At 68.5% G+C, this 25,452-nt stretch carries 23 protein-coding genes and 1 tRNA gene; 14 read left to right on the top strand and 10 right to left on the bottom strand.

Annotation, left to right across the window (positions count from 1 at the left end):
* Nucleotides 1-64 precede the first annotated feature (64 nt).
* Both AC3ANK_RS11825 and AC3ANK_RS11820 read right to left on the bottom strand, forming a co-directional pair.
* Entirely contained in the window at nt 65-913 is an 849-nt protein-coding gene (locus AC3ANK_RS11825) for a D-hexose-6-phosphate mutarotase (protein ID WP_206860990.1), read from the bottom strand.
* 156 nt (nt 914-1,069) lie between these two features.
* Nucleotides 1,070-1,146: transfer RNA gene (locus AC3ANK_RS11820), tRNA-Pro, on the bottom strand.
* A gap of 191 nt (nt 1,147-1,337) precedes the next feature.
* On the opposite strand from AC3ANK_RS11820, the gene hisS reads away from it, so the two are divergent.
* Nucleotides 1,338-2,735 carry a histidine--tRNA ligase gene (gene hisS / locus AC3ANK_RS11815; protein ID WP_484171270.1) on the top strand — a complete coding sequence of 466 codons (1,398 nt, stop codon included), beginning with the start codon at nt 1,338-1,340 and terminating at the stop codon, nt 2,733-2,735.
* A gap of 145 nt (nt 2,736-2,880) precedes the next feature.
* Nucleotides 2,881-4,767, top strand: coding sequence for an HAL/PAL/TAL family ammonia-lyase (locus AC3ANK_RS11810; RefSeq protein ID WP_206860988.1), 1,887 nt, complete (start codon nt 2,881-2,883; stop codon nt 4,765-4,767).
* A gap of 69 nt (nt 4,768-4,836) precedes the next feature.
* On the opposite strand, the gene AC3ANK_RS11805 is transcribed toward AC3ANK_RS11810, so the two are convergent.
* On the bottom strand, nt 4,837-6,612 hold the full coding sequence (locus AC3ANK_RS11805; protein WP_484171269.1) for a sensor domain-containing diguanylate cyclase: 1,776 nt from the start codon (nt 6,610-6,612) through the stop codon (nt 4,837-4,839).
* A 324-nt stretch (nt 6,613-6,936) separates the two neighbouring features.
* On the opposite strand from AC3ANK_RS11805, the gene AC3ANK_RS11800 reads away from it, so the two are divergent.
* From AC3ANK_RS11800 to AC3ANK_RS11750, 11 genes are all read left to right on the top strand, one after another.
* Nucleotides 6,937-7,263, top strand: a complete 327-nt coding sequence (locus tag AC3ANK_RS11800) for a YerC/YecD family TrpR-related protein (protein ID WP_206860986.1) — start codon at nt 6,937-6,939, stop codon at nt 7,261-7,263.
* A 12-nt stretch (nt 7,264-7,275) separates the two neighbouring features.
* Nucleotides 7,276-8,190: an ATP phosphoribosyltransferase gene (gene hisG / locus AC3ANK_RS11795; protein WP_484171268.1), complete on the top strand. Its 915-nt coding sequence runs from the start codon at nt 7,276-7,278 to the stop codon at nt 8,188-8,190.
* Nucleotides 8,191-8,216: 26 nt separating this feature from the next.
* Nucleotides 8,217-9,518 (top strand): histidinol dehydrogenase, encoded by a 1,302-nt coding sequence (gene hisD, locus AC3ANK_RS11790; RefSeq protein WP_484172871.1) that lies wholly within the window; start codon nt 8,217-8,219, stop codon nt 9,516-9,518.
* Nucleotides 9,515-10,615: a histidinol-phosphate transaminase gene (hisC, locus tag AC3ANK_RS11785; protein ID WP_484171267.1), complete on the top strand. Its 1,101-nt coding sequence runs from the start codon at nt 9,515-9,517 to the stop codon at nt 10,613-10,615. The genes hisD and hisC overlap by 4 nt, the downstream gene beginning before the upstream one ends.
* Entirely contained in the window at nt 10,612-11,691 is a 1,080-nt protein-coding gene (gene hisB / locus AC3ANK_RS11780) for a bifunctional histidinol-phosphatase/imidazoleglycerol-phosphate dehydratase HisB (protein ID WP_484171266.1), read from the top strand. The genes hisC and hisB overlap by 4 nt, the downstream gene beginning before the upstream one ends.
* A 49-nt stretch (nt 11,692-11,740) precedes the next feature.
* Nucleotides 11,741-12,343 (top strand): imidazole glycerol phosphate synthase subunit HisH, encoded by a 603-nt coding sequence (gene hisH / locus AC3ANK_RS11775; protein ID WP_484171265.1) that lies wholly within the window; start codon nt 11,741-11,743, stop codon nt 12,341-12,343.
* Nucleotides 12,344-12,369: 26 nt separating this feature from the next.
* Nucleotides 12,370-13,116 (top strand): 1-(5-phosphoribosyl)-5-[(5-phosphoribosylamino)methylideneamino]imidazole-4-carboxamide isomerase, encoded by a 747-nt coding sequence (gene hisA, locus AC3ANK_RS11770; RefSeq protein ID WP_484172870.1) that lies wholly within the window; start codon nt 12,370-12,372, stop codon nt 13,114-13,116.
* Nucleotides 13,110-13,886, top strand: coding sequence for an imidazole glycerol phosphate synthase subunit HisF (gene hisF, locus AC3ANK_RS11765; RefSeq protein WP_484171264.1), 777 nt, complete (start codon nt 13,110-13,112; stop codon nt 13,884-13,886). The genes hisA and hisF overlap by 7 nt, the downstream gene beginning before the upstream one ends.
* The gene (gene hisIE, locus AC3ANK_RS11760) at nt 13,876-14,502 is read left to right on the top strand and encodes a bifunctional phosphoribosyl-AMP cyclohydrolase/phosphoribosyl-ATP diphosphatase HisIE (protein ID WP_484171263.1); all 627 of its coding nucleotides are present in this window, start codon (nt 13,876-13,878) and stop codon (nt 14,500-14,502) included. The genes hisF and hisIE overlap by 11 nt, the downstream gene beginning before the upstream one ends.
* Before the next feature lie 71 nt (nt 14,503-14,573).
* The gene (locus AC3ANK_RS11755; protein WP_484171262.1) at nt 14,574-16,160 is read left to right on the top strand and encodes a calcineurin-like phosphoesterase C-terminal domain-containing protein; all 1,587 of its coding nucleotides are present in this window, start codon (nt 14,574-14,576) and stop codon (nt 16,158-16,160) included.
* A 5-nt stretch (nt 16,161-16,165) separates the two neighbouring features.
* Nucleotides 16,166-16,750, top strand: coding sequence for a YdeI/OmpD-associated family protein (locus AC3ANK_RS11750; RefSeq protein WP_484171261.1), 585 nt, complete (start codon nt 16,166-16,168; stop codon nt 16,748-16,750).
* A 69-nt stretch (nt 16,751-16,819) separates the two neighbouring features.
* On the opposite strand, the gene mtnC is transcribed toward AC3ANK_RS11750, so the two are convergent.
* The 6 genes from mtnC to AC3ANK_RS11720 all read right to left on the bottom strand — a co-directional run bounded on the left by mtnC (nt 16,820) and on the right by AC3ANK_RS11720 (nt 23,204).
* Complete coding sequence (mtnC, locus tag AC3ANK_RS11745) at nt 16,820-17,521, bottom strand: acireductone synthase (protein WP_484171260.1); 702 nt, start codon at nt 17,519-17,521, stop codon at nt 16,820-16,822.
* A 127-nt stretch (nt 17,522-17,648) separates the two neighbouring features.
* Nucleotides 17,649-18,206 (bottom strand): 1,2-dihydroxy-3-keto-5-methylthiopentene dioxygenase, encoded by a 558-nt coding sequence (locus AC3ANK_RS11740; protein ID WP_206860977.1) that lies wholly within the window; start codon nt 18,204-18,206, stop codon nt 17,649-17,651.
* Nucleotides 18,203-18,841 (bottom strand): methylthioribulose 1-phosphate dehydratase, encoded by a 639-nt coding sequence (locus tag AC3ANK_RS11735; RefSeq protein WP_206860976.1) that lies wholly within the window; start codon nt 18,839-18,841, stop codon nt 18,203-18,205. The genes AC3ANK_RS11740 and AC3ANK_RS11735 overlap by 4 nt, the downstream gene beginning before the upstream one ends.
* A gap of 170 nt (nt 18,842-19,011) precedes the next feature.
* On the bottom strand, nt 19,012-20,439 hold the full coding sequence (locus AC3ANK_RS11730; protein ID WP_206860975.1) for an amino acid permease: 1,428 nt from the start codon (nt 20,437-20,439) through the stop codon (nt 19,012-19,014).
* A gap of 97 nt (nt 20,440-20,536) precedes the next feature.
* Nucleotides 20,537-22,021, bottom strand: coding sequence for an amino acid permease (locus AC3ANK_RS11725; protein ID WP_206860974.1), 1,485 nt, complete (start codon nt 22,019-22,021; stop codon nt 20,537-20,539).
* A gap of 175 nt (nt 22,022-22,196) precedes the next feature.
* Nucleotides 22,197-23,204, bottom strand: a complete 1,008-nt coding sequence (locus AC3ANK_RS11720) for a hypothetical protein (RefSeq protein WP_484171259.1) — start codon at nt 23,202-23,204, stop codon at nt 22,197-22,199.
* A 181-nt stretch (nt 23,205-23,385) separates the two neighbouring features.
* Here AC3ANK_RS11720 and AC3ANK_RS11715 point away from each other — a divergent pair, with 181 nt between their 5' ends.
* Nucleotides 23,386-23,949, top strand: coding sequence for an NUDIX hydrolase (locus tag AC3ANK_RS11715; protein WP_484171258.1), 564 nt, complete (start codon nt 23,386-23,388; stop codon nt 23,947-23,949).
* 142 nt (nt 23,950-24,091) lie between these two features.
* On the opposite strand, the gene serA is transcribed toward AC3ANK_RS11715, so the two are convergent.
* Nucleotides 24,092-25,330, bottom strand: a complete 1,239-nt coding sequence (serA, locus tag AC3ANK_RS11710; protein WP_484171257.1) for a phosphoglycerate dehydrogenase — start codon at nt 25,328-25,330, stop codon at nt 24,092-24,094.
* Nucleotides 25,331-25,452: the final 122 nt, after the last annotated feature.

The following is a 25,452-nucleotide window of genomic DNA, read 5'->3' as shown; positions in this document are numbered from 1 at the left end:
GGGGTCATCCCTCATCCGCCCTCCGTGCACCTGGTCCGCAGGGAGAAGCAAGAACCGCCGGCATTCACTCCCGCAACCGCTGCACGCCCAGCCACCGCTCCCCTGGCGCGAGCGGGACCGGCTCCACGACAGCCGCCGCTTCCACGCAGACGAAGCGCAGGTGCTCGCCGGCGCCGAGGTCGCCCATCGACGCCGCCAGCGTCGCGCCGGGATTCCACACGACCGCGTCGCGGAAACCTTCGGCGTCGATGTGCAGCGTCGAGTCGCCTTCGCGCAGCCGCAGCGCGCTCGGCGCGCCTGCATAGATCCGGTCCAGTTCGCCTTCGAAACGCACCGGCGCGCCGGACGCCGGCATCGCCGCGCCCTTGCGTGCGCTGTCCTCGTACGGCGTGGATTGCAGGCCGTCGAGCTCGACCGCCGCGAGGCGCCCCACGCGCAGGTAGGTGTGCAGCGCGGCGGTGAAGGCGAACGGCGTCTCGTCGCGATTGAGCACTTCCAGGCCCACGTCGAGCGCGCCCGGCGACAGCGTCACGTGCAGCCGTGCACCGAAGCGGAACGGCCACAGCGCACGGGTGTGTTCGCTGTCGTCCAGTTCGAACACCGCCGCCTCGCCGAACGGGGTGGCGTCCTGCAGGCCGGCGAAGCGCCATTCCAGCAGCCGCGCGAAGCCGTGCTTCACCAGCGGGCCACGCCCGGCGAACTGCGGGAAGACCACGGGAATCCCGCCGCGGATCGCACTGCCGGGCGCGTGGCTGGCGTTCGGGCTCAGGTACAGGCGCTCGCGACCGGGCGCCGGCATCCACGACAGCACGTGCGCGCCGTGCAGGCTGATGGCGACGCTCGCGCCGGCGGAATGGCGCAGGCGCACGCAGGGGCGGCCGTGCTGTTCGAAGGACTCGATGGAAAGGGGCATGGGCGGCCGGACGGGGAACTGCGCCGCATGATGCCGCAGCGCGCGTCGATGCGCGCATGCGTGGATCGGGACGAAGCCGGGGCGGCCGACGCCCCAAACGAAAAACGCCGGCATCGGCCGGCGTTTTCTGGGTCAGCAACCGCATCGCTGCGGAGTTGGTCGGGGAGACAGGATTTGAACCTGCGACTTCTACGTCCCGAACGTAGCGCTCTACCAGGCTGAGCTACACCCCGACTGCTGAGCCGCAAATTCTAGTCAGTCCGACGGGGGCGAGGCAAGGGGTCGGATGCAATTTCTTCAGGTCGGCCCGATCCACGCGTCCGGCTCGCTGGGGGAAGACCGGGCGCAACCGCTAAACTGTGGCGGTTTCCACCCCTCGCGACGCGCCGCACAGGCGCGCCCGCCCGATCCACTGGAGTCCCGCTTGATCAAGCCGCGCACCCCGCCCGGGGTCATGGAGCTGCTGCCTCCTGACCAGATCGCCTTCCAGCGCATGCTGGACGCGATCCGCCGAAATTTCGAACGCTTCGGCTTCCTGCCGGTGGAAACGCCGGTGATGGAGCTGTCGGAGGTGCTGCTGACCAAATCCGGCGGCGAAACCGAACGCCAGGTGTATTTCGTGCAGTCCACCGGTGCGCTGGGCAAGTCGTCCGAAGGCGGGGCCGGCGAGGGCCTCCCCGAACTCGCCCTGCGCTTCGACCTGACCGTGCCGCTGGCGCGTTTCGTCGCCGAGCACGAACACGAACTCGCGTTCCCGTTCCGTCGTTACCAGATGCAGCGCGTGTACCGCGGCGAACGCGCCCAGCGCGGCCGTTTCCGCGAGTTCTACCAGTGCGACATCGACGTGATCGGCAAGGACGCGCTGAGCGTGCGTTTCGATGCCGAACTGCCCGCGGTCATCTACTCGGTGTTCAACGAGCTGGACATCGGCGCGTTCACCATCCAGCTCAACAACCGCAAGCTGATGCGCGGCTTCTTCGAGGCGCAGGGCGTCGCCGACGGCGAACTGCAGGCGCTGGTGCTGCGCGAAGTCGACAAGCTCGACAAGCGCGGCGAGGACTACGTGCGCGAGACGCTGACCGGCGAAGGCTTCAACCTGCCGGCCGGAGGCGTGGAGAAGATCCTGGATTTCGTGAAGCTGCGTTCGACCTCGCACGCCGATGCCATGGCGAAGCTGGACGCGCTGGGCGAGGGTAGCGAGTCGCTGCGCGAGGGCGTGGCCGAACTGCGCGAGGTGCTGGAGCTGGTGCGCGCGCTCGGCGTGCCGGAAACGCATTACGCGCTCAATTTCTCCATCGCGCGCGGCCTGGACTACTACACCGGCACCGTCTACGAGACCACGCTCAACGATTACCCGCAGATCGGTTCGATCTGCTCGGGCGGTCGTTACGAGAATCTTGCCAGCCACTACACCAGGTCGAAGCTGCCCGGCGTCGGGATCTCGATCGGCCTGACGCGCCTGTTCTGGCAGCTGCGCGAGGCGGGCCTGCTCGGCAAGGCGACCGGCAGCACGGTGCAGGCGATGGTCGCGCTGATGGACAACGCGTCGCTGGACGACGCGCTCGACATCGCGCGCCGCCTGCGTGCGGCCGGCATCAACACCGAGATGCAGATGGAAGCGCGCAAGATCGGCAAGCAGTTCCAGTACGCATCGCGCGCGGGCATCCGCTTCGTGGTGCTGACCGGCGAGGACGAGCGCGCGCGCGGCGTGGTCGCGGTGAAGGATCTGTTGCGCGAGGAGCAGTTCGAAGTCGCGCGCGAGGAGCTGGCGAGCACGTTGCGCGTGGAGCTGGAGCAGGCGCAAGTTCTGGCGCGACGCTGAGCTGCCTTTCTCCTCCTCCCTGTTTACAGGGGAGGTGGGGAGGGACGAGGCGCGAAGCGCCGGACGCCGAGGCGACGGACTTCACCCTCCCCAACCCTCTCCTGCATTCGCAGGGGAGGGAGCTGAAACCACAAACGGAACATCCATGAAACCCATCCGACTCGACGGCCGCTCCCTCACCCGCGCACAGCTGGTCGACGTGGCCTATGGCGCGCACGTCGAACTGGCGCAGGAGCAGCTTCCGGCCGTCGCGCGCGCCGCCGAATTCCTGGCCGAACAGGTCAGCCGCGAGGAGCCGATCTACGGCGTTTCCACCGGCTTCGGCAGCAACGCCGACCGCCTGCTCGGCAACCATCGCCTGCGCGATGAGCTGCCTGGCAGTTTGCGTTCGAACGAGACGCTGCACGAGGAACTGCAGCGCAACCTCATCGTGACGCACGCGGTGTGCGTGGGCGAGGCGTTCGCGCCGGACGTCGTCCGCGCGATGCTGTGCATCCGCATCAACACGCTGATGCGCGGACATTCGGGCATTCGCGTGGAAACGCTGCAGGCGCTGACGGCGATGCTCAACGCCGGCATCGTGCCGGTGGTGCCGCAGCTGGGTTCGGTCGGCGCTTCGGGCGATCTGGCGCCGCTGTCGCATCTGGCGATCGTGCTGCTCGGCGGTGGCGAGGCGTTCTTCGAAGGCCAGCGCATGCCGGGCGCGCAGGCGCTGAAGCGCGCGGGCCTGTCGCCGATCACTTTGTCGTACAAGGAAGGCCTCGCGCTCAACAACGGCACCGCGCAGATGCTCGCCTGCGGCGTGCTCGCGCTGGACAAGCTGGAGGACCTGCTCGACACGGCGGATCTCGCGGCGGCGATGACCATCGACGCTTTCGCCGGCCGCCTCGGCGCGTTCGCCGAGGAAGTGCATGCGCTGCGTCCGCATCCGGGCCAGGTGCACAGCGCGGCGAACCTGCGCATCCTGCTGGAAGGCTCGACGCTGGCCGACATCCCGTACCATCTCGTGCCGAAGTTCCGCGCATGGCAGCCGGGCAGCTGGGACACGGAGCAGGCGCAGCAGTTGCGCTTCGACATCGGCTGGGACTGGGTGCCGCTGGCGCAGCGTCACGGCCGCGAGAAGTTCTACCGCCGCTTCCGCCCGTTCCGCGGCGGCAAGAAGCACCAGCCGCAGGACAGCTACTCGCTGCGCTGCATCCCGCAGGTGCACGGCGCGGTGCGCGATGCCATCGCGCAGGCCGCGCGCGTGCTCGACATCGAACTCAATGCGCTGACCGACAACCCCATCGTGTTCCCGGACGCGAAGGCGGAGTTCGTCGAACAGCAGGTGATTTCCGCCGGCCACTTCCACGGCATGCCGCTCGCGTTGGCGATGAGCTACGTGAAGGCCGCGATCCCGGTGCTGGCGAGCATTTCCGAGCGCCGCCTCAACAAGCTGGTCGATCCGGCGACGAACGACGGCCTGCCGGGATTCCTCATCGGCAATGAGGATTCCACCGAATCCGGCCACATGATCGTGCAGTACACGGCCGCCGCGATCGTCAACGACCTGGCGAGCCGCGCGCATCCGGCGTCGGTGTATTCGATTCCGACCAGCGCGAACGCCGAGGACCACGTCTCGATGGGCGCGAACGAAGCGCGCCACGTGCTGGCGATGGCCGACGACCTGGGCAAGGTGATCGCGCTGGAGCTGTACACCGCCGCGCAGGCGCTGGATCTTCGTCGCGACATGATCAACGCCGCCCGCGATCTCGCCAGCCGCGCCGACGCGGCCGCACTGGCCGCGAAGATCGCCGGTGGCCCGACGCCGGGAACGCTGGAGTACGACGCGTTCCTGGACGAAGTGGAATCGCTGCGCGTGGAGCTCGCGATGGCCGATGAGTTCCAGCCTGGCCGCGCGGTCGCTGCCGCGCACGCCGCGATCCGTCGCGAGATCCCGTTCCTCGATCGCGATCGCGCGCTCGACGGCGAAGTCGCGACGGCGGTGCGGCTGGTGAAGGACGGGACGATCCTGGGGGCGGCGCGGGGCTGATGGCAGTCGCGTTGCAGTCGCGCTGATCATTCCCGCGCAGCGGATGAAGTGACGGAGGTCAGCGCGCCCTCACGCCATCTCCCCCTGCGACGTCCGCACGCAATCGCGTCCATCCGCCTTCGCGCGGTACAGCGCCTGGTCGGCCAGCTGCAACAGCGGGTCGATCCCGCCGGCGGTCGCAGGGTCGACCGCGTGCACGCCGATGCTCGCCGTCACCGGGATCTCGTACGTGCCGCTGCTGCGGAACGGGGCTTCGCGCAGGTGCTGCCTCAGGTCTTCGGCGACGCGCGCCGCCGCGACGAGGTCGAGCCCGGGCAGCACCACCACGAATTCCTCGCCGCCGAAGCGCGCCAGCAACGCGTCGTGATGCGGGCGCAATGCGTGGCCCAGCGTGCGCGCGGCCCAGCGCAGGCATTCGTCGCCGATCAGGTGGCCGTAGCGATCGTTGATCGTCTTGAAGTTGTCCAGGTCGATCATCAGCAGCGACAGCGGGCGGCGATGCTCGCGCGCCTGCCGCAGCAGCGCATCGAACCGGTCGCGGAAATGGCTGCGGTTGTGCAGGCCGGTGAGCGCGTCGCGCTGGCTGGATTCGCGCAATCGCGCGTGGGCGTCCTCCAACTGCACCAGTGCGCTGCGCAGCTCGGTGGTGCGCTGTTCGACCTTGTGTTCCAGCAGTTCCTTCGCTTCGCGCGCGATGCGTTCGTTCTCGCCGCGAAGCCGCGCGTAGCGGTGCCCCAGCGCGACCGACAGCAGCAGCATCTCCAGCGCCGAGCCGATCTGCACACCGTATTCGGTCAGGAAATTCTTCGGCGCCATGCCGAAGGCGACACCGACGAACAGTCCCGTGCCGAGCAGGAACATCGCCCACGCGATCAGGAACAGCCGCGCCGGCGCGTAACCACGGCGAACCATCGTCACCGTGACGATCGCGATCCACGCGATGCTCGCCAGTACCGCGGCGGCAGCCAGTGGCGTCGCGATGCGATACGGCAACCACGTGGAGGCGATGCCGAGCAGCGCGAAGAAGGCGATCAGCGCCAGTCCAGCGCGATCGCCGGGCGGCCAGCGCTGGCGCAGTTCGAGGAACACGCGCGTGAACTGCTGCATGCCGATCTGCGCAAGACACACCGACAGCGGCACCATGCGGTCGTTCAACGTCGATGAGCCCGGCCACAGGTACTCGAACCCCAGGCCGTTGAGGGTGAACAGCACCAGTCCGAACGCCGACAGGTGGAACAGGTACCAGAAGTAGCCGGCATCACGCAGGCTCAGCCACAGCGCGAGGTTGTAGAAGAACAGCGCCAGCAGGATGCCGTAGTACGCACCGATGACGAACTGCGCGTCGCGCGTGGTTTCGGCGAAGGCGGGCAGGGTGAGCAGGGACAGCGGCACCTGCATCGAGCTCTCGCTGCGCACGCGGACGAACAGGTCCACCGGCTCGCCCCGAGGCAACGTCAGCAGGAAGTTCGGATGCCGGTAGCGGATGCTGCGCGCGCCGAAGGGGCGGTGATCACCGCCGGCCTGGAACGCGACGCGGCCATCGGCATGTCGCGCGTAGACGTCGATGCGGTCGCTGAGCGCGAAGCGCTGGACCAGCAGCCAGCGGGTTTCGGGGTTGTCGCGGTTGAGCACGCGAGTGTGGAACCAGAAGGCGCCGTCCTGGAAGCCGAGCGACGTCCGTCCGCGCGGCAGGGGCCGGAACCGGCCTTCGTCGAGCCAGCGTGTCGCCGCCGCCAGATCGCCCTGCGCCGTGGCGTCGTGGACATGGCGCATCGCCGGGCCGAGCGCCACCTCGGCGGTGTCCCGGCGCAGCTCGATCGTCTCCCCGCGCGGGCCTGCCGCCATCGCCGCGGACGCGAGCAGGACGACCCCCGCGAGGCAGAGCCGGAGCCAGGCAGGCGCACATCCCATGTCGTCCCCTTCGGCACCGGCGGTCGGCCGGCGTCCGGTCGTTGGTTCCTGTGACGGGCATCGGGCCACGGGCAGTGCGGGGCGATGCAGTCGCGTCGTGACGCGGCCGTCACTATCGCCGTGGACGGTGTGAACGCGGCGTTCAGACAAGCGGGGCCGAAGGACCGCGGACCCGATCGCGGAAGCCGTTCCGGGTTGACGCGCGTCCTCGTCGAATGGTCCAATGTATTAACACGTTAATACATTCATTCGCCCGCAATGAAACGACGACCCACCGAAAACGAGCGCAGCGCCGAGAACCTCGCGTTCCTCGCGACCGCGCTGGCCAGCCTGCGCACGGTCGAGGAGGTCCAGGCCTTCCTCGAGGACCTGTGCACGCCGGCCGAACTGGAAGCGATGGGCGACCGCTGGCGCGTCGTCCCGCTGCTGCAGGAAAACGTGCCGTACCGCGAAATCCACGAGCGCACCCAGGTCAGCGTGACCACCATCGGCCGCGTCGCGCGCACGCTCGAACGCGGCGCCGGCGGCTACGGCATCGCGGCATCCCGTCTTTCCACGCCTCCCGCCGCCGTCAACGCCGGCTGATCCGAGAACCCCATGAGTCCGTCCCCCAACACGCCGGCGCGCGACCGCCTGCGCATCGCGATCCAGAAGTCCGGCCGGCTGGCCGACCCGGCGCGCGCCCTGCTGACCTCCTGCGGCCTGAGCTGGCGCGAGAGCCGCGACCGCCTGTTCTGCTACGGCGAATCGCTGCCCGTCGACCTGCTGCTGGTGCGCGACGACGACATTCCCGGCCTGATCGCCGAAGGCGTGTGCGACCTCGGCATCGTCGGCCGCAATGTGCTGCTTGAGCAGGGCTGCGACCGCGAGGCGAACGGCGCCAAGCCCACGTTCCGCGAATGGCGCGCGCTCGGCTTCGGCGGCTGCCGCCTGTCGCTCGCCATTCCCGATGGCTGGGACTGGCAGGGCCCGGAGCAACTCGCCGGCAAGCGCATCGCCACCAGCTACCCGGCGCTGCTCTCGCGATGGCTTGCCGACCGGGGCATCGACGCGAAGGTGGTGCTGCTGTCGGGCTCGGTCGAAATCGCACCGCGCCTCGGCCAGGCCGATGCGATCTGCGACCTGGTGTCGAGCGGCGCGACGCTCGCGGCGAACCAGCTCAAGCCGGTGACCACCCTGCTGGAAAGCGAAGCCGTGCTCGCCGGCCCGGCCGAGGCGCTGGACGCCACGCGCGGCGAACTCGCCGACCTGCTGCTGCGTCGCCTCGACGGCGCGCTGCGCATCCGTCACAGCAAGCTGCTGCTGTTCCAGGCGCCGCGCCGCGTGCTGCCCGATCTGCTGCCGCTGCTGCCGGATGCGGAAGCGCCGACGGTAATGCGCCTGGACGACGGCGAAGACCTCGCGTTGCAGGCGCTCTGCCACGGCGCGGTGACCTGGCAGCGGCTGGAGGAACTCAAGCGGGCCGGCGCGCGCGGCCTGATGGTGCTGCCGGTGGAGGGCATGCTGGCATGAGCGCCGCCGTCTCCACCGAATCGCTGATGCGCCGCGTCGACTGGCGCGTGCTCGATGCGCGCACGCAATCGCAGTTGCTGCGCCGTCCCGCGCAGATGGCGTCCAGCACGACGGCGAGTGCCGTCGCGGCGATCATCAACGAGGTCCGCGACAACGGCGATGCCGCGCTGCGCGCCTTCGGCGAACGCTTCGACGGCGTGGAACTGGCCGGCTTCACGGTGAGCGATGCGGAATTCGCCGAGGCCGAATCCGCGCTGCCGCCGGACCTTCGCGCCGCGATAGACGAAGCCGCCGAACGCATCGCCGTCTTCCACGAAGCCGGCATGACCGCGCCGTACGCGGTCGACACCGCGCCCGGCGTGCGTTGCGAACGCGTGCTGCGACCCATCCAGCGCGTCGGCCTGTACGTGCCGGCGGGGTCGGCGCCGCTGCCGTCGACCGCGCTGATGCTCGGCGTGCCGGCGCGGCTGGCCGGCTGCCCGGACATCGTGCTGTGCACGCCGCCGCGTCGCGACGGCAGCGCCGATCCCGCCGTGCTGTACGCGGCCAGGCGCTGCGGCGTGACGCGCGTGTTCAAGGTCGGCGGCGCGCAGGCCATCGCCGCGATGGCCTACGGCACGGCGACCATCCCGCGCTGCGACAAGCTGTTCGGCCCCGGCAACGCGTACGTGACCGAGGCCAAGCGCCAGGTCGCGATGGACGTCGACGGCGCCGCGATCGACATGCCCGCCGGCCCGTCGGAAGTGCTCGTGATCGCCGATGCCGGTGCGAACCCGGCCTTCGTCGCCGCGGACCTGCTCTCCCAGGCCGAGCACGGGCCCGACTCGCAGGTGCTGCTGCTCAGCGACGATGATGCGTTGATCGAATCGGTGGCCGGCCAGCTCGCGCTGCAACTCGCGCAGCTGCCGCGCGCGGACATCGCACGACGTGCGCTGCAATCCTCCAGCGCGATCCGCGTGGAATCGATCGAGCAGGCGCTGGAAGTCAGCAACCGATACGCGCCCGAGCACCTCATCCTCGCGCTGCGCGACGCGCGCGAGTGGTTGCCGCGTGTGACGGCGGCGGGTTCGGTGTTCCTCGGCGACTGGGCGCCCGAAGCGCTGGGCGATTACTGCAGCGGCACCAACCACGTGCTGCCGACCAGCGGCGCGGCGCGCTTTGCCGGTGGCCTGAATGTCGCGAGCTTCCAGCTGGCGATCACCGTGCAGGAAGTGCAGCCGCGCGGCATCGAGGCGATCGGCCCGTGCGCGGTGGAACTCGCACGCGCCGAAGGCCTCGACGCGCATCTGCAAGCGGTCGCGCTGCGCTTGCAGGCGGTGGCGTCGTGAACGCGGTCGTGAACGAGAACATCGCCACGGGTCCGCTCGCGCTGGTGCGCGAAGACCTGCGCGATTTCGGCGGCTACCGCTCGGCGCGCAGCGATCGCCTGCAGGGCGAGATCTGGCTCAATGCCAACGAATCCCCATGGCCGAATCCCTCGGACGCCGACGGCATGCTGCGCCGCTATCCCGATCCGCAACCGCAGGCGCTGCGAGAAGCGCTCGCCGCACTCTACGACTGCGCGCCGGAGCAGCTGCTCGCCGGTCGCGGTAGCGATGAAGGCATCGACCTGCTGGTGCGCGCCGTGTGCCGGCCAGGCGGCGATGCCATCGTCGTCAGCACGCCGACCTTCGGCATGTATGCGGTGAGCGCGCGCCTGCACGGCACGCGCGTGATCGACGTGCCGCTGCGCGAGAACGACCGCGAGTGGCGCTGCGATTTCGCTGCCATCGGCGATGCCGCGCTCGCGCAGGGCGCGCGCATCGTGTTCCTGTGTTCGCCCGGGAATCCGACCGGCGCGCTGCTTCCGCTCGACGCGATCGCCGCGCTCGCCCGTCGCCTTGAAGACCAGGCGCTGGTCGTGGTCGACGAGGCCTACATCGAGTTCGCCGACGCGCCCTCCGCAACGCAACTGATCGCCACCTGCCGCAACGTGGCCGTGCTGCGCACGCTGTCGAAGGCGCACGCGCTGGCCGCGGCGCGCATCGGTGTCGTCGTCGCCGATGCCGCACTGATCGAAGTGCTGCGCCGTTGCCAGGCGCCGTATCCGTTGCCTGCGGCGTGCACGGACGAAGCACTGCGTGCACTCGCGACGGGAGCGGCATCGCGGACGCGATCGCGCATCGGCATCGTGCGAGCCGAACGCGACGCGCTTGCGGAGAAACTCGCGGAACTGCCCGGCGTTCGACGCGTGTACGCCTCGCGGGCGAACTTCGTGCTGGCGCGCTTCGACGATGCGCAGTCCGCATTCGATCGCCTTCTCGACGCAGGCATCGTCGTGCGCGACATGCGCGCCGCGCCGGGCCTCGGCGACGCGCTGCGCATCAGCGTGGGAACGCCGCAGCAGAATGCGACGGTGCTGTCGGTGCTGGAGTCGCGCGCATGAACACGACGCCCATCCTGTTCGTCGATCGCGACGGGACGCTGATCGAGGAACCGTCCGACTTCCAGATCGACCGCTTCGACAAGCTGCGTTTCGTGCCGGGCGTGATCCCGGCGATGCTGCGCCTGCGCGATGCCGGCTACCAGTTCGTGATGGTCACCAACCAGGATGGCTTGGGCACCGACGCCTTCCCGCAGGCCGATTTCGATGGCCCGCATGGCTTGATGATGCAGGTGTTCGAGAGCCAGGGCATCGTGTTCCGCGACGTGCTCATCGACACGAGCCTGCCGGCGGAGAACGCGGCCACGCGCAAGCCGGGCATCGCGCTCGCACTTCCGCTGCTGCGCGATCGCGGGATCGACTGGACGCGTTCGGCCATGGTGGGCGATCGCGAGACCGACAACGCCTTCGCCCGCAACCTCGGAATCCGCGCGTTCCAGCTGCGCACGCCACAATTCGGCGGCGAGTGGGACTGGAGCGGCATCGCACATGCGCTGGCCGATGCGCCGCGAACCGCGCGCGTGACGCGCAACACGCGCGAGACACGCATCGAGGTCGCGGTCGATCTCGACCGCAACGCGGACCCGAAGGTGTCGACCGGGCTCGGTTTCTTCGACCACATGCTCGAACAGATCGGCAAGCATGGCGGCATCGCGCTGGAGCTTCGCTGTGACGGCGACCTGCACATCGACGAACACCACACGGTCGAGGACAGCGCGCTCGCGCTCGGCCAGGCCCTGCGCGAAGCGCTGGGCGACAAGCGCGGCATCGGTCGCTACGGTTTCACGCTGCCGATGGACGAATCGCTGGCGAGCGCGGCGCTGGACTTCTCCGGCCGCCCGTACTTCGTATTCGAAGGCGCGTTCGCGCGCGAACGCGTGGGCGGGCTGCCGACCGAACTCGTCCCGCATTTCTTCCGCTCGCTGTGCGAAACCGCTGGACTCAACCTCAACCTGCGCGTGGACGGCGACAACGATCACCACAAGGTCGAAGCCTGCTTCAAGGCGGTCGCGCGCGCGTTGCGTCAGGCCGTCAAACGCGAGGGGCGCGAGCTGCCGAGCACCAAGGGCACGCTCTGAGGGGCGGAATTCGCATGAGCTTCAACGTGACATTCAAGGGCCGGCAATCATGACTGACGTCGTTCTCATCGACTGGGGCGGCGGCAACATCGGTTCGGTGCGTTATGCGCTGGAGCGCGTGGGCGCACGTGCGGTGTTGAGCGCCGACGCGGACACCATCGCCAACGCGCCGCGCGTCATCCTGCCGGGCGTCGGCGCCGCCGCGCCGGCGATGCGGCGCCTGCACGAACTCGGCCTGGTGGAGACGATCCGGTCGCTCGAAGCGCCGCTGCTCGGCATCTGCCTGGGCATGCAACTGCTGTACGAATCCTCGGAGGAAGGCGACGTGGAAGGGCTTGGCGTGCTGCGTGGACGCATTGGACGCATGCCGCCGCGCCCAGGCCTGCGCGTGCCGCACATGGGCTGGAACCGCCTGCGATGCGAGCGCGCCTCGCCGCTGCTCGATGGCATCGCGAACGGCGAATGGGCGTACTTCGTGCATGGCTTCGCCGCGCCGCCCAGCGAGGACACGCTTGCGAGCAGCGAGTACGGCAGTGCATTCACCGCCGTCGCCGGACGTGGTCTCCGCTTCGGTGCGCAATTCCATCCGGAACGTTCGGCCGCGACCGGGCAGCGCCTGCTCGCGAACTTCCTCGCGATGGAGGCGGCATGAACGTGCCTTCGCCAGCGATGCGGGACATCGCCTTCGAACTGTATCCCGCCATCGACGTGCGCGACGGCCGAGTCGTGCGATTGCACCAGGGCGACTACGCGCGCGAGACGCGCTATGCGCCGTCGCCGATCGAGCTCGCATCGCAGTATGCGGCCGCCGGTGCGCGGTGGTTGCATCTGGTCGACCTGGACGCCGCGCGTGAAGGCGGTTACACGCTGCGCCCGCTGGTGCGCGAGGTGGTCGCGCGAACCGGATTGCGCGTGCAGACCGGCGGTGGCGTGCGCAGCGAGGACGACGTCGCGATGATCCTCGATGCCGGCGCCGAACGCGTCGTGGTCGGATCGCTTGCGGTGCGCGAACCGGAACGCGTGCTGCGCTGGGTCGAACGCTTCGGAGCGGATCGCATCACGGTTGCGCTCGATGCGCGCCAGGACGCGTCCGGCGCTTGGCGCCTGCCGACCGCGGGCTGGACGCAGGACAGCGGCGTCGAACTCGATGCACTGGTGCAGCGCGTCGCGGACGGCGGTGTGCGCAACGTGCTGTGCACCGACATCGCGCGCGACGGCATGCTCGCGGGCCCGGGCATCGCGCTGTATCGGCATCTGTCCACGTTGGCGCCAAACCTGCGCGTGCAGGCGTCCGGCGGCGTGCGCGGTGTCGACGACATCGAAGACGCGCGCGGCGCCGGCTGCGCCGGGGCGGTGCTGGGCAAGGCGCTGATCGAAGGACGCTTCGCACTCGATGAAGCGCTGAAGAGGACACAGGCATGCTGAGCCGCCGGATCGTGCCGTGCCTGGATGTTCGCGATGGCCGCGTCGTGAAGGGCGTGCGCTTCCGCGATCACGTGGACATGGGCGATATCGTCGAGCTCGCATTGCGTTATCGCGATGAGGGCGCCGACGAACTCGTGTTCTACGACATCACCGCGAGCCCCGAAGGCCGCAGCGTGGACCGGCAGTGGGTGGAGCGCGTCGCACGGGTGATCGACATTCCGTTCTGCGTGGCGGGCGGCATCCGCTCGGTCGAGGATGCGCGTGCGGTGCTGCATGCGGGTGCGGACAAGGTGTCGATCAACACGCCGGCGCTGGAACGGCCCGCGCTGATCGGCGAGATCGCCGACGTGTTCGGTGTGCAGTGCGTCGTGGTGGGCATCGACAGCCTGCGCGACGCGGACGGCGAATGGCACGTGCGCCAGTACACCGGCGATCCCTCACGCACGCGCGCGTTGCCGAAGCGCACGCTCGACTGGGTCGTCGAGGCGCAGGAGCGTGGCGCGGGCGAGATCGTGCTCAACTGCATGGGCAGCGATGGCGTGCGGCAGGGCTACGACATCGAACAGTTGCGCGCCGTGCGCGAGCGCTGTGCGGTGCCGCTGGTGGCGTCCGGCGGCGCGGGGACGATCGCGCATTTCGCGCAGGCGTTCGCGCAGGCCGATGTCGATGCGGCGCTTGCGGCGAGCGTGTTCCACACCGGGGCGGTGCGGATTCCCGAACTCAAACGGTACCTGCGCGGGCAGGGCATCGAGGTGCGCGATGTCGGTTGAACGTTCGTCCATCGCGATCGAAACGCTCGCATGGGACAAGCAGGGCGGCATGCTGCCCGCGATCGTGCAGGATGCGGACACCTTGCGCGTGCTGATGCTGGGCTACATGGATGCCACCGCGCTGCGCACCACGCTCGACAGCGGGCACGTCACGTTCTTCAGCCGCAGCCGCAACGCGCAATGGACGAAGGGCGAAACCTCCGGCCATTACCTCGATCTCGTCGCCATCGACGTGGATTGCGATCGCGACACGCTGCTGGTGACGGCGCGACCGCATGGGCCGACCTGCCACCTTGGACGCGAAAGCTGTTTCGCGCAGGCGCCGGGCGGGGCGCAGCCGTTCCTGCACGAACTCGACGTCCTCATAGCGCAGCGCGAACGCGAGCGCCCCGCCGACAGCTACACCACGCGGCTGTTCGACGGTGGCATCCGCCGGATCGCGCAGAAGGTGGGCGAGGAGGGTGTCGAGACCGCGCTGGCCGCGGTGGCGCAGGGCGACGAGGAACTGATGGGCGAAGCGGGCGATCTGCTGTACCACCTGCTGGTACTGCTGCGCGCGCGCGGGCTCGGGCTGGCCGACGTCGAGGCGCTGCTGAAGGCGCGTCACGCCCGCTGAGGCAAGCCGCGCGACTTCCGGCGGACACGGGCGCGGACGATAATCCCGCGATCCCGGTGCCGAGTCCCGCCATGCCGCACGTTCTTCCCGTCGTCCTCATCGCCCTGCTGGCCGTGTCGGGCCACGCGGCGGCGCAATCCAGCGTTGCCGGCATCGTGTTCGACGATGCGAATGCAAATGGCCGGCGCGATGCGCGCGAGCGCGGCATCGAGGGCGTGAAGGTCTCCAACGGCCGCGAGCTCGCGATCACCGACGCGCAGGGCACTTACACGCTGCCGATGCGTGAAGGCAGCACCTTGTTCGTCGTCAAGCCGCCGCGACATGCCGTTGCCACCGGTGCGAACGGACTGCCGCTGTTCTGGCATCACCTGTTTCCGCTGGGCTCGCCGTCGCTGCGCCATGGCGGCATTCCCGCGACCTCGCCGCAGGCGTCCTACGACTTCGCGCTGCATCGTCTCCCGCGTCGGCCCGGCGAGTTGAGGATGCTGGTGTTCGGCGATCCGCAGCCCAAGAGCATGGTGGACGTGGGCTACTACGAACGCGACATCGTCGATCCGCTCGTCGGCCGACACGACGCGCAGCTCGGCATCAGCATGGGCGACATCGTCAACGACGATCTGTCGCTGTATCCGGCGATGAACCGCGTGACGGCGAAGCTCGGCGTGCCGTGGCTTCATGTGGCGGGCAATCATGATCTGGATTTCGACGCCACGCGCGACGAGGACGCGCTGCTCGGCTTCCGCAACGTGTTCGGACCGGATACGTACGCGTGGGAGGAACCGCAGGCCAGCTTCATCGTGATGGACGACGTGGTGTACATGCCGGGGAAGAAGCCGTCCTACGTCGGCGGATTGCGCGAGGACCAGTTCGCGTTCCTGGAGGCGTACCTGGCGACGTTGCCGAAGGAGCGGCGCGTGGTGATCTCGGTGCACATCCCGCTCTTCGATCCGGTGCCGGGCGTCGAGACGTTCCGTCGTGCCGATCGCGAGCGGTTGTTCGCGCTGCTGGCCGATCGCCCGAACGTGTTGCTGCTCAGCGCGCACACGCACAACCAGCGGCACTATTTCCATGGTGCTTCCACCGGATGGCACGGCGCAAAGCCGCTGCACGAATACAACGTCGGTGCGACCTGCGGCGCGTTCTGGTCGGGCGTGAAGGATGCGCAGGGCATTCCCGACACGATGATGAGCGACGGCACGCCGAACGGCCATGCGTGGGCAACGTTCCGGCCGGACGGCTCGTACTCGCTGCGCTACGTGGTCGCGCGTGGTGCGAAGGATGAGGCGATCGGCCTGCATGCGCCGAAGGTGCTGCGTCGCGGCGCGTATCCGGCGTTCGGCGTGTTCGCGAACGTGTACATGGGCGACGCCGAAACCCGCATCGAGTACCGTATCGACGATGGTGCGTGGAAGCCGATGAAGCGCGTCGAGCAGCCGGACCCGAAGCTGCTTGCGGAGAACGTCGCCGACGATACGGCGGCGTCGCTGCGCGGCTACGACCGGTCGCCCGAAGCCGACCCGTCGACGCACCTGTGGCGTGGTGCGTTGCCGACGGATCTTGCGGTGGGCGAGCATCGCATCGAGGTGCGCGCGTTCGATCGCTGGCAGGGCGAGCAGCGTGCGCAGGGAAGCTATCGTCTGGACGATGCAGGGGAGTAGGCGCGATGAGTGTGCAACCGCCGACGGATCTGCCGATCAAGCTGTTCAGGACCGAAGCGGCGTGGGAGCAGTGGCTCGGCGCGCACGGCGATGACGCGGGCGTGTGGCTGAAGATCGCGAAGAAGGACACGGGCGCGACGTCGCTGAGCTATTCGCAGGCGCTGGACGTGGCGCTGTGCCATGGCTGGATCGACGGGCTCAAGCGCAGCTGCGATGCGCAGTACTTCCTGCAGCGCTTCACGCCGCGCAAGGCGAAGAGCCTGTGGTCGAAACTCAACGTGGCGCGGGTGGAGAAACTGGTCGCGGCCGGACGCATGCAGCCGGCCGGATTGCGCGAGGTCCACGCGGCGAAGGCGGATGGTCGCTGGGACGCCGCGTACCAGGCGGCGAGCGTCATGGACGTCCCGCCGGAACTCGCCGCGGCACTGGCGAAGAACGCGAAGGCGCGCAAGGCCTTCGACGCGCTGGATCGCACCAACCGTTACGCGTTCTGCTGGCGCGTGCACACGGCGAAGAAGCCGGAAACGAAGGCGGCGCGCGTGGAGAAGTTCGTCGGGATGCTGGAGCGCGGGGAGAAGATCCACGGGTGATCGCGCATGTCGCGATCACCGTCGTCGGGAGCATGCTCCCGTAACGGCGAAAGGCGATCGTGGGCGGCGCTATCGGCCGATCGAAACGTCCGCGAACGTCTCGACGCGCGTGTGTCCGTGCGTACCTTCGCCGGTGCGCGGCGTTGCGTAATCCTCGAGCCGGTCGATCAGCACCGTCTGCAATCCGGCCTCGCGCGCGGCGTCGAGCTCTTCCACGACGTCGGACAGGAACAGGATCTCGCCGGCCGGGAGGCCGATGGATTCGACGATGTTGCGATAGCTCCGCGCCTCGCGCTTGCCGCCAACTTCGGTGTCGTACCAGCCGGAGAACAGCGTGGTCAGGTCGCCGGCATCGCTATGGCCGAAGAACAGCCGCTGCGCGGGCACGCTGCCGGAGGAGTACACGTACAGCGGCAGGCCGGCCGCATGCCATGCGCGCAGGGCCTTGGCCGCGTCGGGATAGATGTGCGCGGTGAAGTCGACGTTGCGGTAGCCGTCGGCCCAGATCATGCCCTGCAGCGCCTTGAGCGCGGTGTGCTTGCGGTCCTCGTCGATCCAGCCCTGCAGCACCTCCACGATCATCTCGTCCTGGCACATGCCGCCGTTTTCGGTCGCCACGGCGTCGAGCCACTTGCGCACCCCCGGCTCCCTGCCGCGCGCGGCGACGAAGCGGGGCAGGGCGCGTCGTGCGTACGGGAACAGCACATCCTTCACGAACGAGATGCTGCTGGTGGTGCCTTCGATGTCGGTGAGGATGGCTTTTACGGTCATGAAGTAAGTGGGAGCTGAGGTGTGATCGGAAGTCGGGAACGAGTGCGCAGGAACGACAAACGCGAGGAAGGGAGCGAAACGCGAGCGACGCTCGTTGCTCGTTCCCCCCCGCTCGTTTCTCGCCGTATCACCCCGCCTGGCCTTTCTCGAAGCGCGGGAAGCGCTGCGCGATGTCGGTGCCGGTGAAATGACCGACCCAGCCGTCCGGTTCGGTGAAGAAGCGGATGGCGATGAAGCTCGGTTCCGGGCCCATGTCGAACCAGTGCTTCGTGCTGTCGGGCACGGCGATCAGGTCGCCCTGCTCGCACTTCACCTCGTACACCTCGTCGTTGACGTGCAGGGTGAACAAGCCCGAGCCCGCGACGAAGAAGCGCACTTCGTCTTCCTTGTGGAAGTGCTCGTCGAGGAACTTGGTGCGCATCGCCTCGCGCTGCGGGTTGTCCGGCGCGATGCTCACCACGTCGACGGTCTTGAAGCCGCGCTCGCGGACGAGCCGGTCGATGTCGGCGCGATAGGCGTCCATGATCGTCTCGGGCGCATCGCCTGGCGCGACCGGCGCGGTCGCCTGCCACTGTTCGAAGGCCACGCCGATCTTCTCCAGTTCCTTCGCCATCTCGGCGTGGTCGGAGGTGGACAGGCGCGGATTGGACGGGTCGTTCTCGGAAAAGATGCGCAGGCGGCTCATCGCTGCAGTCTCCTCAGTTCAAGCTCGCAGCCGAGCAGGAATTCGAATGCTTCAAGGTGGCGCCGGGCTTCCGGCATGTCCCGGCCCCAGGCGTAGAGGCCGTGGCCGTCGATCAGGTAGCCCCACATCTGCTGGCGGTCGAGCAGGCAATCGACCTGCGCGGCCAGCGTGTGCATGTCCTGGCTGTTGGGCAGCACGGGGAGCTCGACGCTGATCTCGTGGGTGGTGTTGCCGGTGAAGGCTTTCAAGAGCTCGTAGCCTTCCAGGTGGACGTGCCCGGGGCCGGCGTACAGGCGCGAGGCGACCGTCTGCACCTTCGAATGCGTGTGGAGGACGCAGCCGATGTCGGGGAAGCGCTTGTACAGCTGCGTGTGGAGCAGCGTTTCGGCGGAGGATTTCTGGGTGGTGGCGACCGGCCGGCCTTCGAGGTCGACCACCATGATGTCCGACTCGGTGAGCTTGCCCTTGTCGCGGCCGGAGACGGTGATCGCGATGTGCTGCTCGTCCATGCGGCGCGAGAAGTTGCTGCTGGTCGCCGGCGTCCAGCCCAGCGCCGACAGCTCGCGCACGTTCACGATGATTTCCCCGGCGCAATGCGCCAGGCGCTGGGAGTCGTAGGGAAGGGGGGCGTTCATGCCGGCAAGTGTAGCGGACCGGTGGTAAGGGACCGTTCCGGAAGGGGGAATCCGGCATCCCGTGGGCGGAAAGACGCGCCTTTCGTGCCGGCTCGCCCGTGCGTTCGGCGGCCGCCTGGAAACGACGAAGGCGCCACGTGGGCGCCTTCGTGCGTGGGCCGGAACGGGCGTCAGCCGCGCCGCAGGCGGCTGTGGCGGTAGCCGTAGAGGAAGTAGATCAGGAAGCCGGCGGCGGTCCACAGGATCATCAGGAACCAGTTGTGGGCCGTCATCGTCGAGAGCAGGGCGAGGCAACTGAGGATGCCGGCGCCGCAGATCAGCCATGCCGCCGGGATGCGGAACGGCCGCGGCAGGTCGGGCTGCGTGCGGCGCAGGATCAGCACGCCGCCGCAGACCGCGGCGAAGGCGATCAGCGTGCCCATCGAGGTCAGTTCGCCCAGCACATCCAGTGGGAACAGCGCCGCCAGCAATGCGATGCCGATGCCGGTGATCACCGTGTTGATGTGCGGCGTGCGGTACTCGGGATGGATCTTGGTGAACACCGGCGGCAGCAGGCCGTCGCGCGCGATGATCATGAAGATGCGCGGCTGGCCGATGATCATCACCAGCACCACCGACGACAGGCCGATCAGCGCGCCGATCTCCACCACCACGCGCAACCAGCCCAGCTCGGGATGCGCGGCAACGGCGGTCACGACCGGCTCGTCCGTGCCCAGCAGGTTGAAGGGGACAAGACCGGTCATCACCGCGGCCATCGCGATGTACAGCACGGTGCAGATGGCGAGCGAGGCGAGCATGCCGATGGGCAGGTCGCGCTGCGGCTTGTGCGATTCCTGCGCGGCGACGGAGACGGCCTCGAAACCGATGTAGGCGAAGAACACCATCGACGCGCCGCGCAGCACGCCTTCCCAGCCGTACTTGCCGGGACCTTCGTTGGCGGGAATGAAGGGGTGCCAGTAGTCCGGATTCACGTACTTCCAACCGACGAAGATCACCAGCAGGATCAGGCCCGTCTTGAGCACGACCATCGCCATGTTCATGGCCGACGACTTGCGGATGCCGACGTAGCACAGCCACGTCAGCAGCAGCACGATCGCCGCCGCGGGAATGTTGGCGATCGCGCCGGTGGGGCGCAGCTGGCCATCGAGCGGGGCGCTGACGAGTTCCCTTGGCAGGGTGATGTCGAAGTGTTGCAGGAGGCTGAGGAAATAGCCGGTCCAGCTCACCGCCACCGCCGACGCCGATACGCCGTATTCGAGTACCAGCATCCAGCCGATGAACCACGCGGCCAGTTCGCCGAGCGTCGCGTAGGTGTAGGTGTAGGCGCTGCCGGACACCGGCACCATCGCCGCGAATTCGGCGTAGGCCAGGGCGCAGAAGGTGCAGCAGATCGCCGCGAGGACGAACGACAGCATGATCGCCGGGCCGGCGTGGTTCGCCGCGGCCTGGCCGGTGATGACGAAGATGCCGCCGCCGATGACCGCGCCGATGCCCAGCGCGGTCAGGCCCCAGGGCCCGAGCGTGCGGTGCAGGCTCAGTCCTTCGGCGTCGGTGTGGCTGGCGTGGGGATGCTTGGTCGCCCAGAGTTGTTGAAGCATCGTGATTCCCGAAAGCCGGCGCATCGATGGCCGGCGAAATGGAGCCGAAAGGAACGAGGCCGGCGGGAATGCCGCCGGCCTCGTGATCGTCAAGGGATCAGCGCGCCGCCTGGCGCACCTTGCTGTTGCGATAGCCGTAGAGGAAGTAGATCAGCAGGCCGATCGCGGTCCAGCCGGTCATCAGGTGCCAATGCTCGGAGAACGGCTGCCAGAACAGGTACAGGCACGCCGCCATGCCCAGCGGGCACACGATCCACACGGCCGGGACGCGGAACGGACGCGCGAGGTCCGGACGCTTGTAGCGCAGCACCAGCACGCCGACGCACACGGTTGCGAAGGCGAGCAGCGTGCCCATCGACACCAGGTCGCCCAGCAGGTTGATCGGCAGCAGGCCGGCGAGCAGGCAGGCGCACACGCCGACGATGATCGTGCCGACGTACGGGGTCTGGTGCTTCGGGTGGACCTTGGCGAACAGCTTCGGCAGCAGGCCGTCCTTCGCCATCGAGTAGAAGATGCGTGGCTGGCCCATCAGCATGACCAGGATCACCGAGCTCAGGCCCGCGATGGCGCCGATCTCGACGATCTTCTTCAGCCACAGCAGCGACGGGTAGGCTTCCAGCGCGGTGGCGACCGGCTTGGGCGTGGAGAGCTCGTAGTAGGGCAGCAGGCCCGTCAGCACCAGCGCGACGATGATGTAGATGACCGTGCAGATGACCAGCGAGCCGAGGATGCCGATCGGCATGTCGCGCTGCGGGTTCTTCGCTTCGCCCGCTGCCGTGGATACGGCGTCGAAGCCGATGTAGGCGAAGAACACGGTCGCCGCGCCACGGATGATGCCCTGCGTTCCGTAATGGCCGATGCCGTTGGCGTCGGTCACGCGGTCGGGAACGAACGGCGTCCAGTGGTCGGGATTGACGTACTGCGCGGCGAAGGCCACGAACATCACGATCACGATCACCTTGATGGCGACGATGACCGAGTTGACGATCGCCGACTGCGTGATGCCGACGTAGCACAGGCCGCTTAGCGCGGCGACGATGACCACCGCCGGCAGGTTGACCAGCCCGCCGGTGTAGACGACGGAACCATTGATGACGTTGAGCGGCGCGGCGGCGAGCGAGGCCGGCAAGGCCATGCCGAGGTCGCCGAGGAAGCTGTTGAGGTAGCCCGACCAGCCCACCGCGACGGTGGAGGCGGCGAACATGTATTCCAGCACCAGGTTCCAGCCGATGAACCAGGCGACGAATTCGCCGAGCGTGGCATACGAATAGGAATAGGCGCTGCCCGACACCGGCAGCATCGCCGCGAATTCGGCGTAGCACAGGCCCGCGAGCGCGCAGGCGAAACCGGCGATGACGAAGCTCAACACGATGGCCGGGCCGGCGTGTTCCGCGGCGGCGTGGCCGGAAAGTACGAAGATGCCCGCGCCGATGACGGCGCCGATGCCCAGCATCACCAGCTGTGTGGCGGTGAGGGACCGCTTGAGGGTGGCCTCACCCTGGAGGCTGCCTTCTACGGGCTCACCGGCGTCGACGTGCCCTGCGGGTTCGACCGGCTTGGTGAGGAACAGGTTTTTGAACATCGAAGTCCCCTGGGGATGTGAGATCTGCGCCCGTTCAGGCGGGCGATGAAACGTATGGCCGTGGGGGGCGGGCCACCATAACCCACGCGGGAAAGCAGCGGCAAGCGCGCAAGGTCACGGTCGAAACCACGTGTGCGAGCCCTCGCGCCACGGTGTCGCGAGGGCTCGCGTTGGATCAGAACGCCATGTTCAACGCGACCTGCGGCGCGAAGATCGCGGCGGCGTTGCGGCCATCCAGCGACACCTGCGCGCCGGCGATCAGGCCGATGTTGTCGGTGAAGTTGTATTCGACCGCGGGGGCGAGGGACAGGCGCCAGGACGACGGCAGTTCGCGATCCCAGTCGGCCCGACGGCCGTCCGCACCGGTCCACGTGCCGCGCACGTGCGCGCCGCGATCCTGTTCGTAGATGAGGTCCGTCGCCAGCACCCATTGCGGATTGAGGCTGTACTCCAGCGCGATCGACGCCTGCGATGCGGCGTGGAGTTCGGCGCGTCCGCGGAACGAGTCGGGCGTGCCGTACGCGCTGTCGTCGTCGATCGACGCGTGCGCGCCGGGCAGGCGCCAGGCGACGTTGAAACGGCCGCGCAGGTTGCGGCCCTCGAGGAAGTACGCCTGCCCGGAGAGCGACAGCTGCGTCGTCGACGCACCGCTGCCGGTGGCTTCGGCGAGGTTGTGGCGCGACAGCACATCGGCCTGCCCGCTCGGCAGGGTCTGCCTGAGCGTTCCGAACAGCGTGGAGTTGTGCTTCTCGCCGCTCGCCAGCACGTACGCCGCGGACACGTTGGTGTCGCCGAGTTCCCACGTGCGATCGCCGGACAGCGTCGAGGCATAGCCCGCCGAGAACGTGGCGCCGACGCCGAGGCGGTCGGTGAGGCCGTAGCTCATCGGCACGACCACGGCCCAGCTGTCGGGGACGCCATCGACGTCGTGGCGATTGCCGCGGTCGTCGTACACGCCGCGGACCTGGGTGTCGATCAGGTAGGGCTCGATGTTGAACATGCCTGTCGGCAGCGGCGGGCCGCCCGTGGCGAGCGAACCGGTGAAGCGGATGTCCGGCTCGGCGGACACGCCGGTATCGGCATGCGCGAGGGAGACGGCGAACAGGCCCAGTGCGAGGCCGGCGAAGGCCGGGGCCACGCGCGCGGACAGGGCGCGGGCGTGGAAGGAGCGGGATGCTGGCATGAGGACCTTCTTGCGTTGAGGACACCCAGACGGTGCCGCTTCGTGTCGCTCACTGGCATCGGACGATTCCGAAATTCATCACCCGATGATTGCGCGGATATGCAAGCAGGAGTTGGCAGCTCCCTCGAGGTCGGCCAGGAAGCCGAAGTACACTGTCGCGCCCGACCCGCAGGCCCGTTCCTTGGATTCTTCAGCCTCGCCTTCGCAGACCGCTTCGCTGCACGACGCGCTGGTCCGTTATGCGCAACGCTGGCCGGAAGAAGCACACCTCGCGCGTGAGTTCGCCGCGTTCCTGGACGAGGCGTCGACGGTGTTCGAACGCATCCATCTGGTGGGGCATTTCACCGCGTCGTCGTGGCTGGTCGACCGCGGCGGCACGCGCGTGCTGCTCACGCACCATCGCAAGCTCGAACGCTGGTTGCAGTTGGGCGGCCACGCCGATGGCGACCGCGATCTCGCGCGCGTCGCGCTACGTGAGGCGGAAGAGGAGTCGGGCCTGACCGGCCTGCGCGTGGAGCCGGAGATCTTCGACCTGGACCGCCACTGGATTCCCGACCGCGGCGACGTGCCCGGTCACTGGCATTGGGACGTGCGCTACGTGGTGCATGCCGAAGGCGGCGAGGCGTACGTCGTCAGCGAGGAGTCGCACGATCTGGCGTGGCGCGGGATCGAGGAAATCGCGAACGACCCGACAAGCGATGAATCGATGCGGCGGATGGCGGGAAAGTGGAAGACGCGGTCGTAACCGCTCCGACTGGATGAGAGCCGCGCCTGTGTAGCCCGGGTAAGCGAAGCGCACCCGGGTTCGCAACGTTCGCGATCGGGTCGGCTCCTTGTGGGCGCGGGGCTCAGCGGTTGCGCTGAGCGGTGCCTTCAGTCGAAACGACTCAATACAGAACGCGCGTCCGCAGCGTCCCCGGAATCCGCGCCAGTGCCTCGCGCACCTGCGCGGCCTGGTCCTGCGTCGCGGTGACGTCGATGACGACGTAGCCCACTTTCGGATGCGTGCGCAGGAACTGGCCGTCGATGTTCACGCCCAGGCGCGAGAACACGTCGTTCACCTGCGACAGCACGCCTGGCACGTTGCGGTGGATGTGCAGCAGGCGCGTGCTGCCGGTGTGCTCGGGCAGCGTCACTTCGGGGAAGTTCACCGCCGACAGCGTCGAGCCGTTGTCGCTGTAGCGGATCAGCTTGGCCGCCACTTCCAGGCCGATGTTTTCCTGCGCTTCCAGCGTGCTGCCGCCGATGTGCGGGGTGAGGATCACGTTGTCCAGGCCGATCAGCGGCGAGACGAACGGATCGGCATTGCCCTGCGGCTCGACCGGGAACACGTCGATCGCCGCGCCACCGATCGCGCCGGAGGCCAGTGCGCCGGCGAGCGCGTCGATGTCCACCACCGTTCCGCGCGAGGCGTTGATCAGGTGCGCGCCCGGCTTCATCTTCGCCACCTGTGCCGCGCCGAACATGCCCTGCGTCGCCGGCGTCTCCGGCACGTGCAGGGTGACGATGTCGCTGCGTTCGAGCAGGTCGTCCAGCCCCATCGCCATGCGCGCGTTGCCGAGCGCGAGCTTGGTTTCGATGTCGTGGAAGATCACCTGCATGCCCAGCGCTTCGGCGATCACGCCGACCTGCGTGCCGATGTGGCCGTAGCCGACGATGCCCAGCGTCTTGCCGCGCACTTCGTGACTGCCGGCGGCGGACTTCGACCACCCGCCGCGATGGCACTGCGCGCTCTTCTGCGGGATGCCGCGCATCAGCATGATCGCCTCGGCCACGACGAGTTCGGCGACGCTGCGCGTGTTGGAGTAGGGCGCGTTGAACACCGGGATGCCGGCCAGTTCGGCTTCGTCCAGGTCGATCTGGTTGGTGCCGATGCAGAACGCGCCGATCGCCATCAGCCGGCGCGCGTGCGACAGCACTTCGGCGGTCAGCTGCGTGCGCGAGCGAATGCCGACGATGTGCGCCTGCGCGATTTCCTGCTGCAGCAGGTCGGCCGGCAGCGATTTGTCGTAGAGCTGGATGTTCGAATAGCCGGCGTTGCGGAAGCTTTCCACGGCGGTGGGCGCGACGCCTTCCAGCAGCAGGACGCGGATGTCGGACTTCGGAAACGAGGTCGTCAGGCTCACGACGGTGACGGGCTGGGGAGGGAAACCGACTATGTCAGAAATCCGGCCCGGTTGCTGCGGTGCATCACTGGACGCCGGCGCGGGGCCGGTGGCAGGCTGGCCGTCCCGTCCGGCCGTGTTGT

Source organism: Lysobacter sp. SCRH-1R, from assembly GCF_057747855.1.
The sequence above is the reverse complement of the archived record's forward strand: the minus strand, read 5'-3'. Positions and strand labels throughout refer to the sequence as shown.

What these genes read in the sequence shown, in the direction of transcription:
- AC3ANK_RS11825 (WP_206860990.1), bottom strand. Translation starts at nt 913, where the DNA reads ATGCCCCTTTCCATCGAGTCCTTCGAACAGCACGGCCGCCCCTGCGTG.
- AC3ANK_RS11810 (WP_206860988.1), top strand. Translation starts at nt 2,881, where the DNA reads ATGAAACCCATCCGACTCGACGGCCGCTCCCTCACCCGCGCACAGCTG.
- AC3ANK_RS11805 (WP_484171269.1), bottom strand. Translation starts at nt 6,612, where the DNA reads ATGGCGGCAGGCCCGCGCGGGGAGACGATCGAGCTGCGCCGGGACACC.
- AC3ANK_RS11800 (WP_206860986.1), top strand. Translation starts at nt 6,937, where the DNA reads ATGAAACGACGACCCACCGAAAACGAGCGCAGCGCCGAGAACCTCGCG.
- hisG (WP_484171268.1), top strand. Translation starts at nt 7,276, where the DNA reads ATGAGTCCGTCCCCCAACACGCCGGCGCGCGACCGCCTGCGCATCGCG.
- hisD (WP_484172871.1), top strand. Translation starts at nt 8,217, where the DNA reads ATGCGCCGCGTCGACTGGCGCGTGCTCGATGCGCGCACGCAATCGCAG.
- hisB (WP_484171266.1), top strand. Translation starts at nt 10,612, where the DNA reads ATGAACACGACGCCCATCCTGTTCGTCGATCGCGACGGGACGCTGATC.
- hisH (WP_484171265.1), top strand. Translation starts at nt 11,741, where the DNA reads ATGACTGACGTCGTTCTCATCGACTGGGGCGGCGGCAACATCGGTTCG.
- hisF (WP_484171264.1), top strand. Translation starts at nt 13,110, where the DNA reads ATGCTGAGCCGCCGGATCGTGCCGTGCCTGGATGTTCGCGATGGCCGC.
- hisIE (WP_484171263.1), top strand. Translation starts at nt 13,876, where the DNA reads ATGTCGGTTGAACGTTCGTCCATCGCGATCGAAACGCTCGCATGGGAC.
- AC3ANK_RS11755 (WP_484171262.1), top strand. Translation starts at nt 14,574, where the DNA reads ATGCCGCACGTTCTTCCCGTCGTCCTCATCGCCCTGCTGGCCGTGTCG.
- AC3ANK_RS11750 (WP_484171261.1), top strand. Translation starts at nt 16,166, where the DNA reads ATGAGTGTGCAACCGCCGACGGATCTGCCGATCAAGCTGTTCAGGACC.
- mtnC (WP_484171260.1), bottom strand. Translation starts at nt 17,521, where the DNA reads ATGACCGTAAAAGCCATCCTCACCGACATCGAAGGCACCACCAGCAGC.
- AC3ANK_RS11740 (WP_206860977.1), bottom strand. Translation starts at nt 18,206, where the DNA reads ATGAGCCGCCTGCGCATCTTTTCCGAGAACGACCCGTCCAATCCGCGC.
- AC3ANK_RS11735 (WP_206860976.1), bottom strand. Translation starts at nt 18,841, where the DNA reads ATGAACGCCCCCCTTCCCTACGACTCCCAGCGCCTGGCGCATTGCGCC.
- AC3ANK_RS11730 (WP_206860975.1), bottom strand. Translation starts at nt 20,439, where the DNA reads ATGCTTCAACAACTCTGGGCGACCAAGCATCCCCACGCCAGCCACACC.
- AC3ANK_RS11725 (WP_206860974.1), bottom strand. Translation starts at nt 22,021, where the DNA reads ATGTTCAAAAACCTGTTCCTCACCAAGCCGGTCGAACCCGCAGGGCAC.
- AC3ANK_RS11720 (WP_484171259.1), bottom strand. Translation starts at nt 23,204, where the DNA reads ATGCCAGCATCCCGCTCCTTCCACGCCCGCGCCCTGTCCGCGCGCGTG.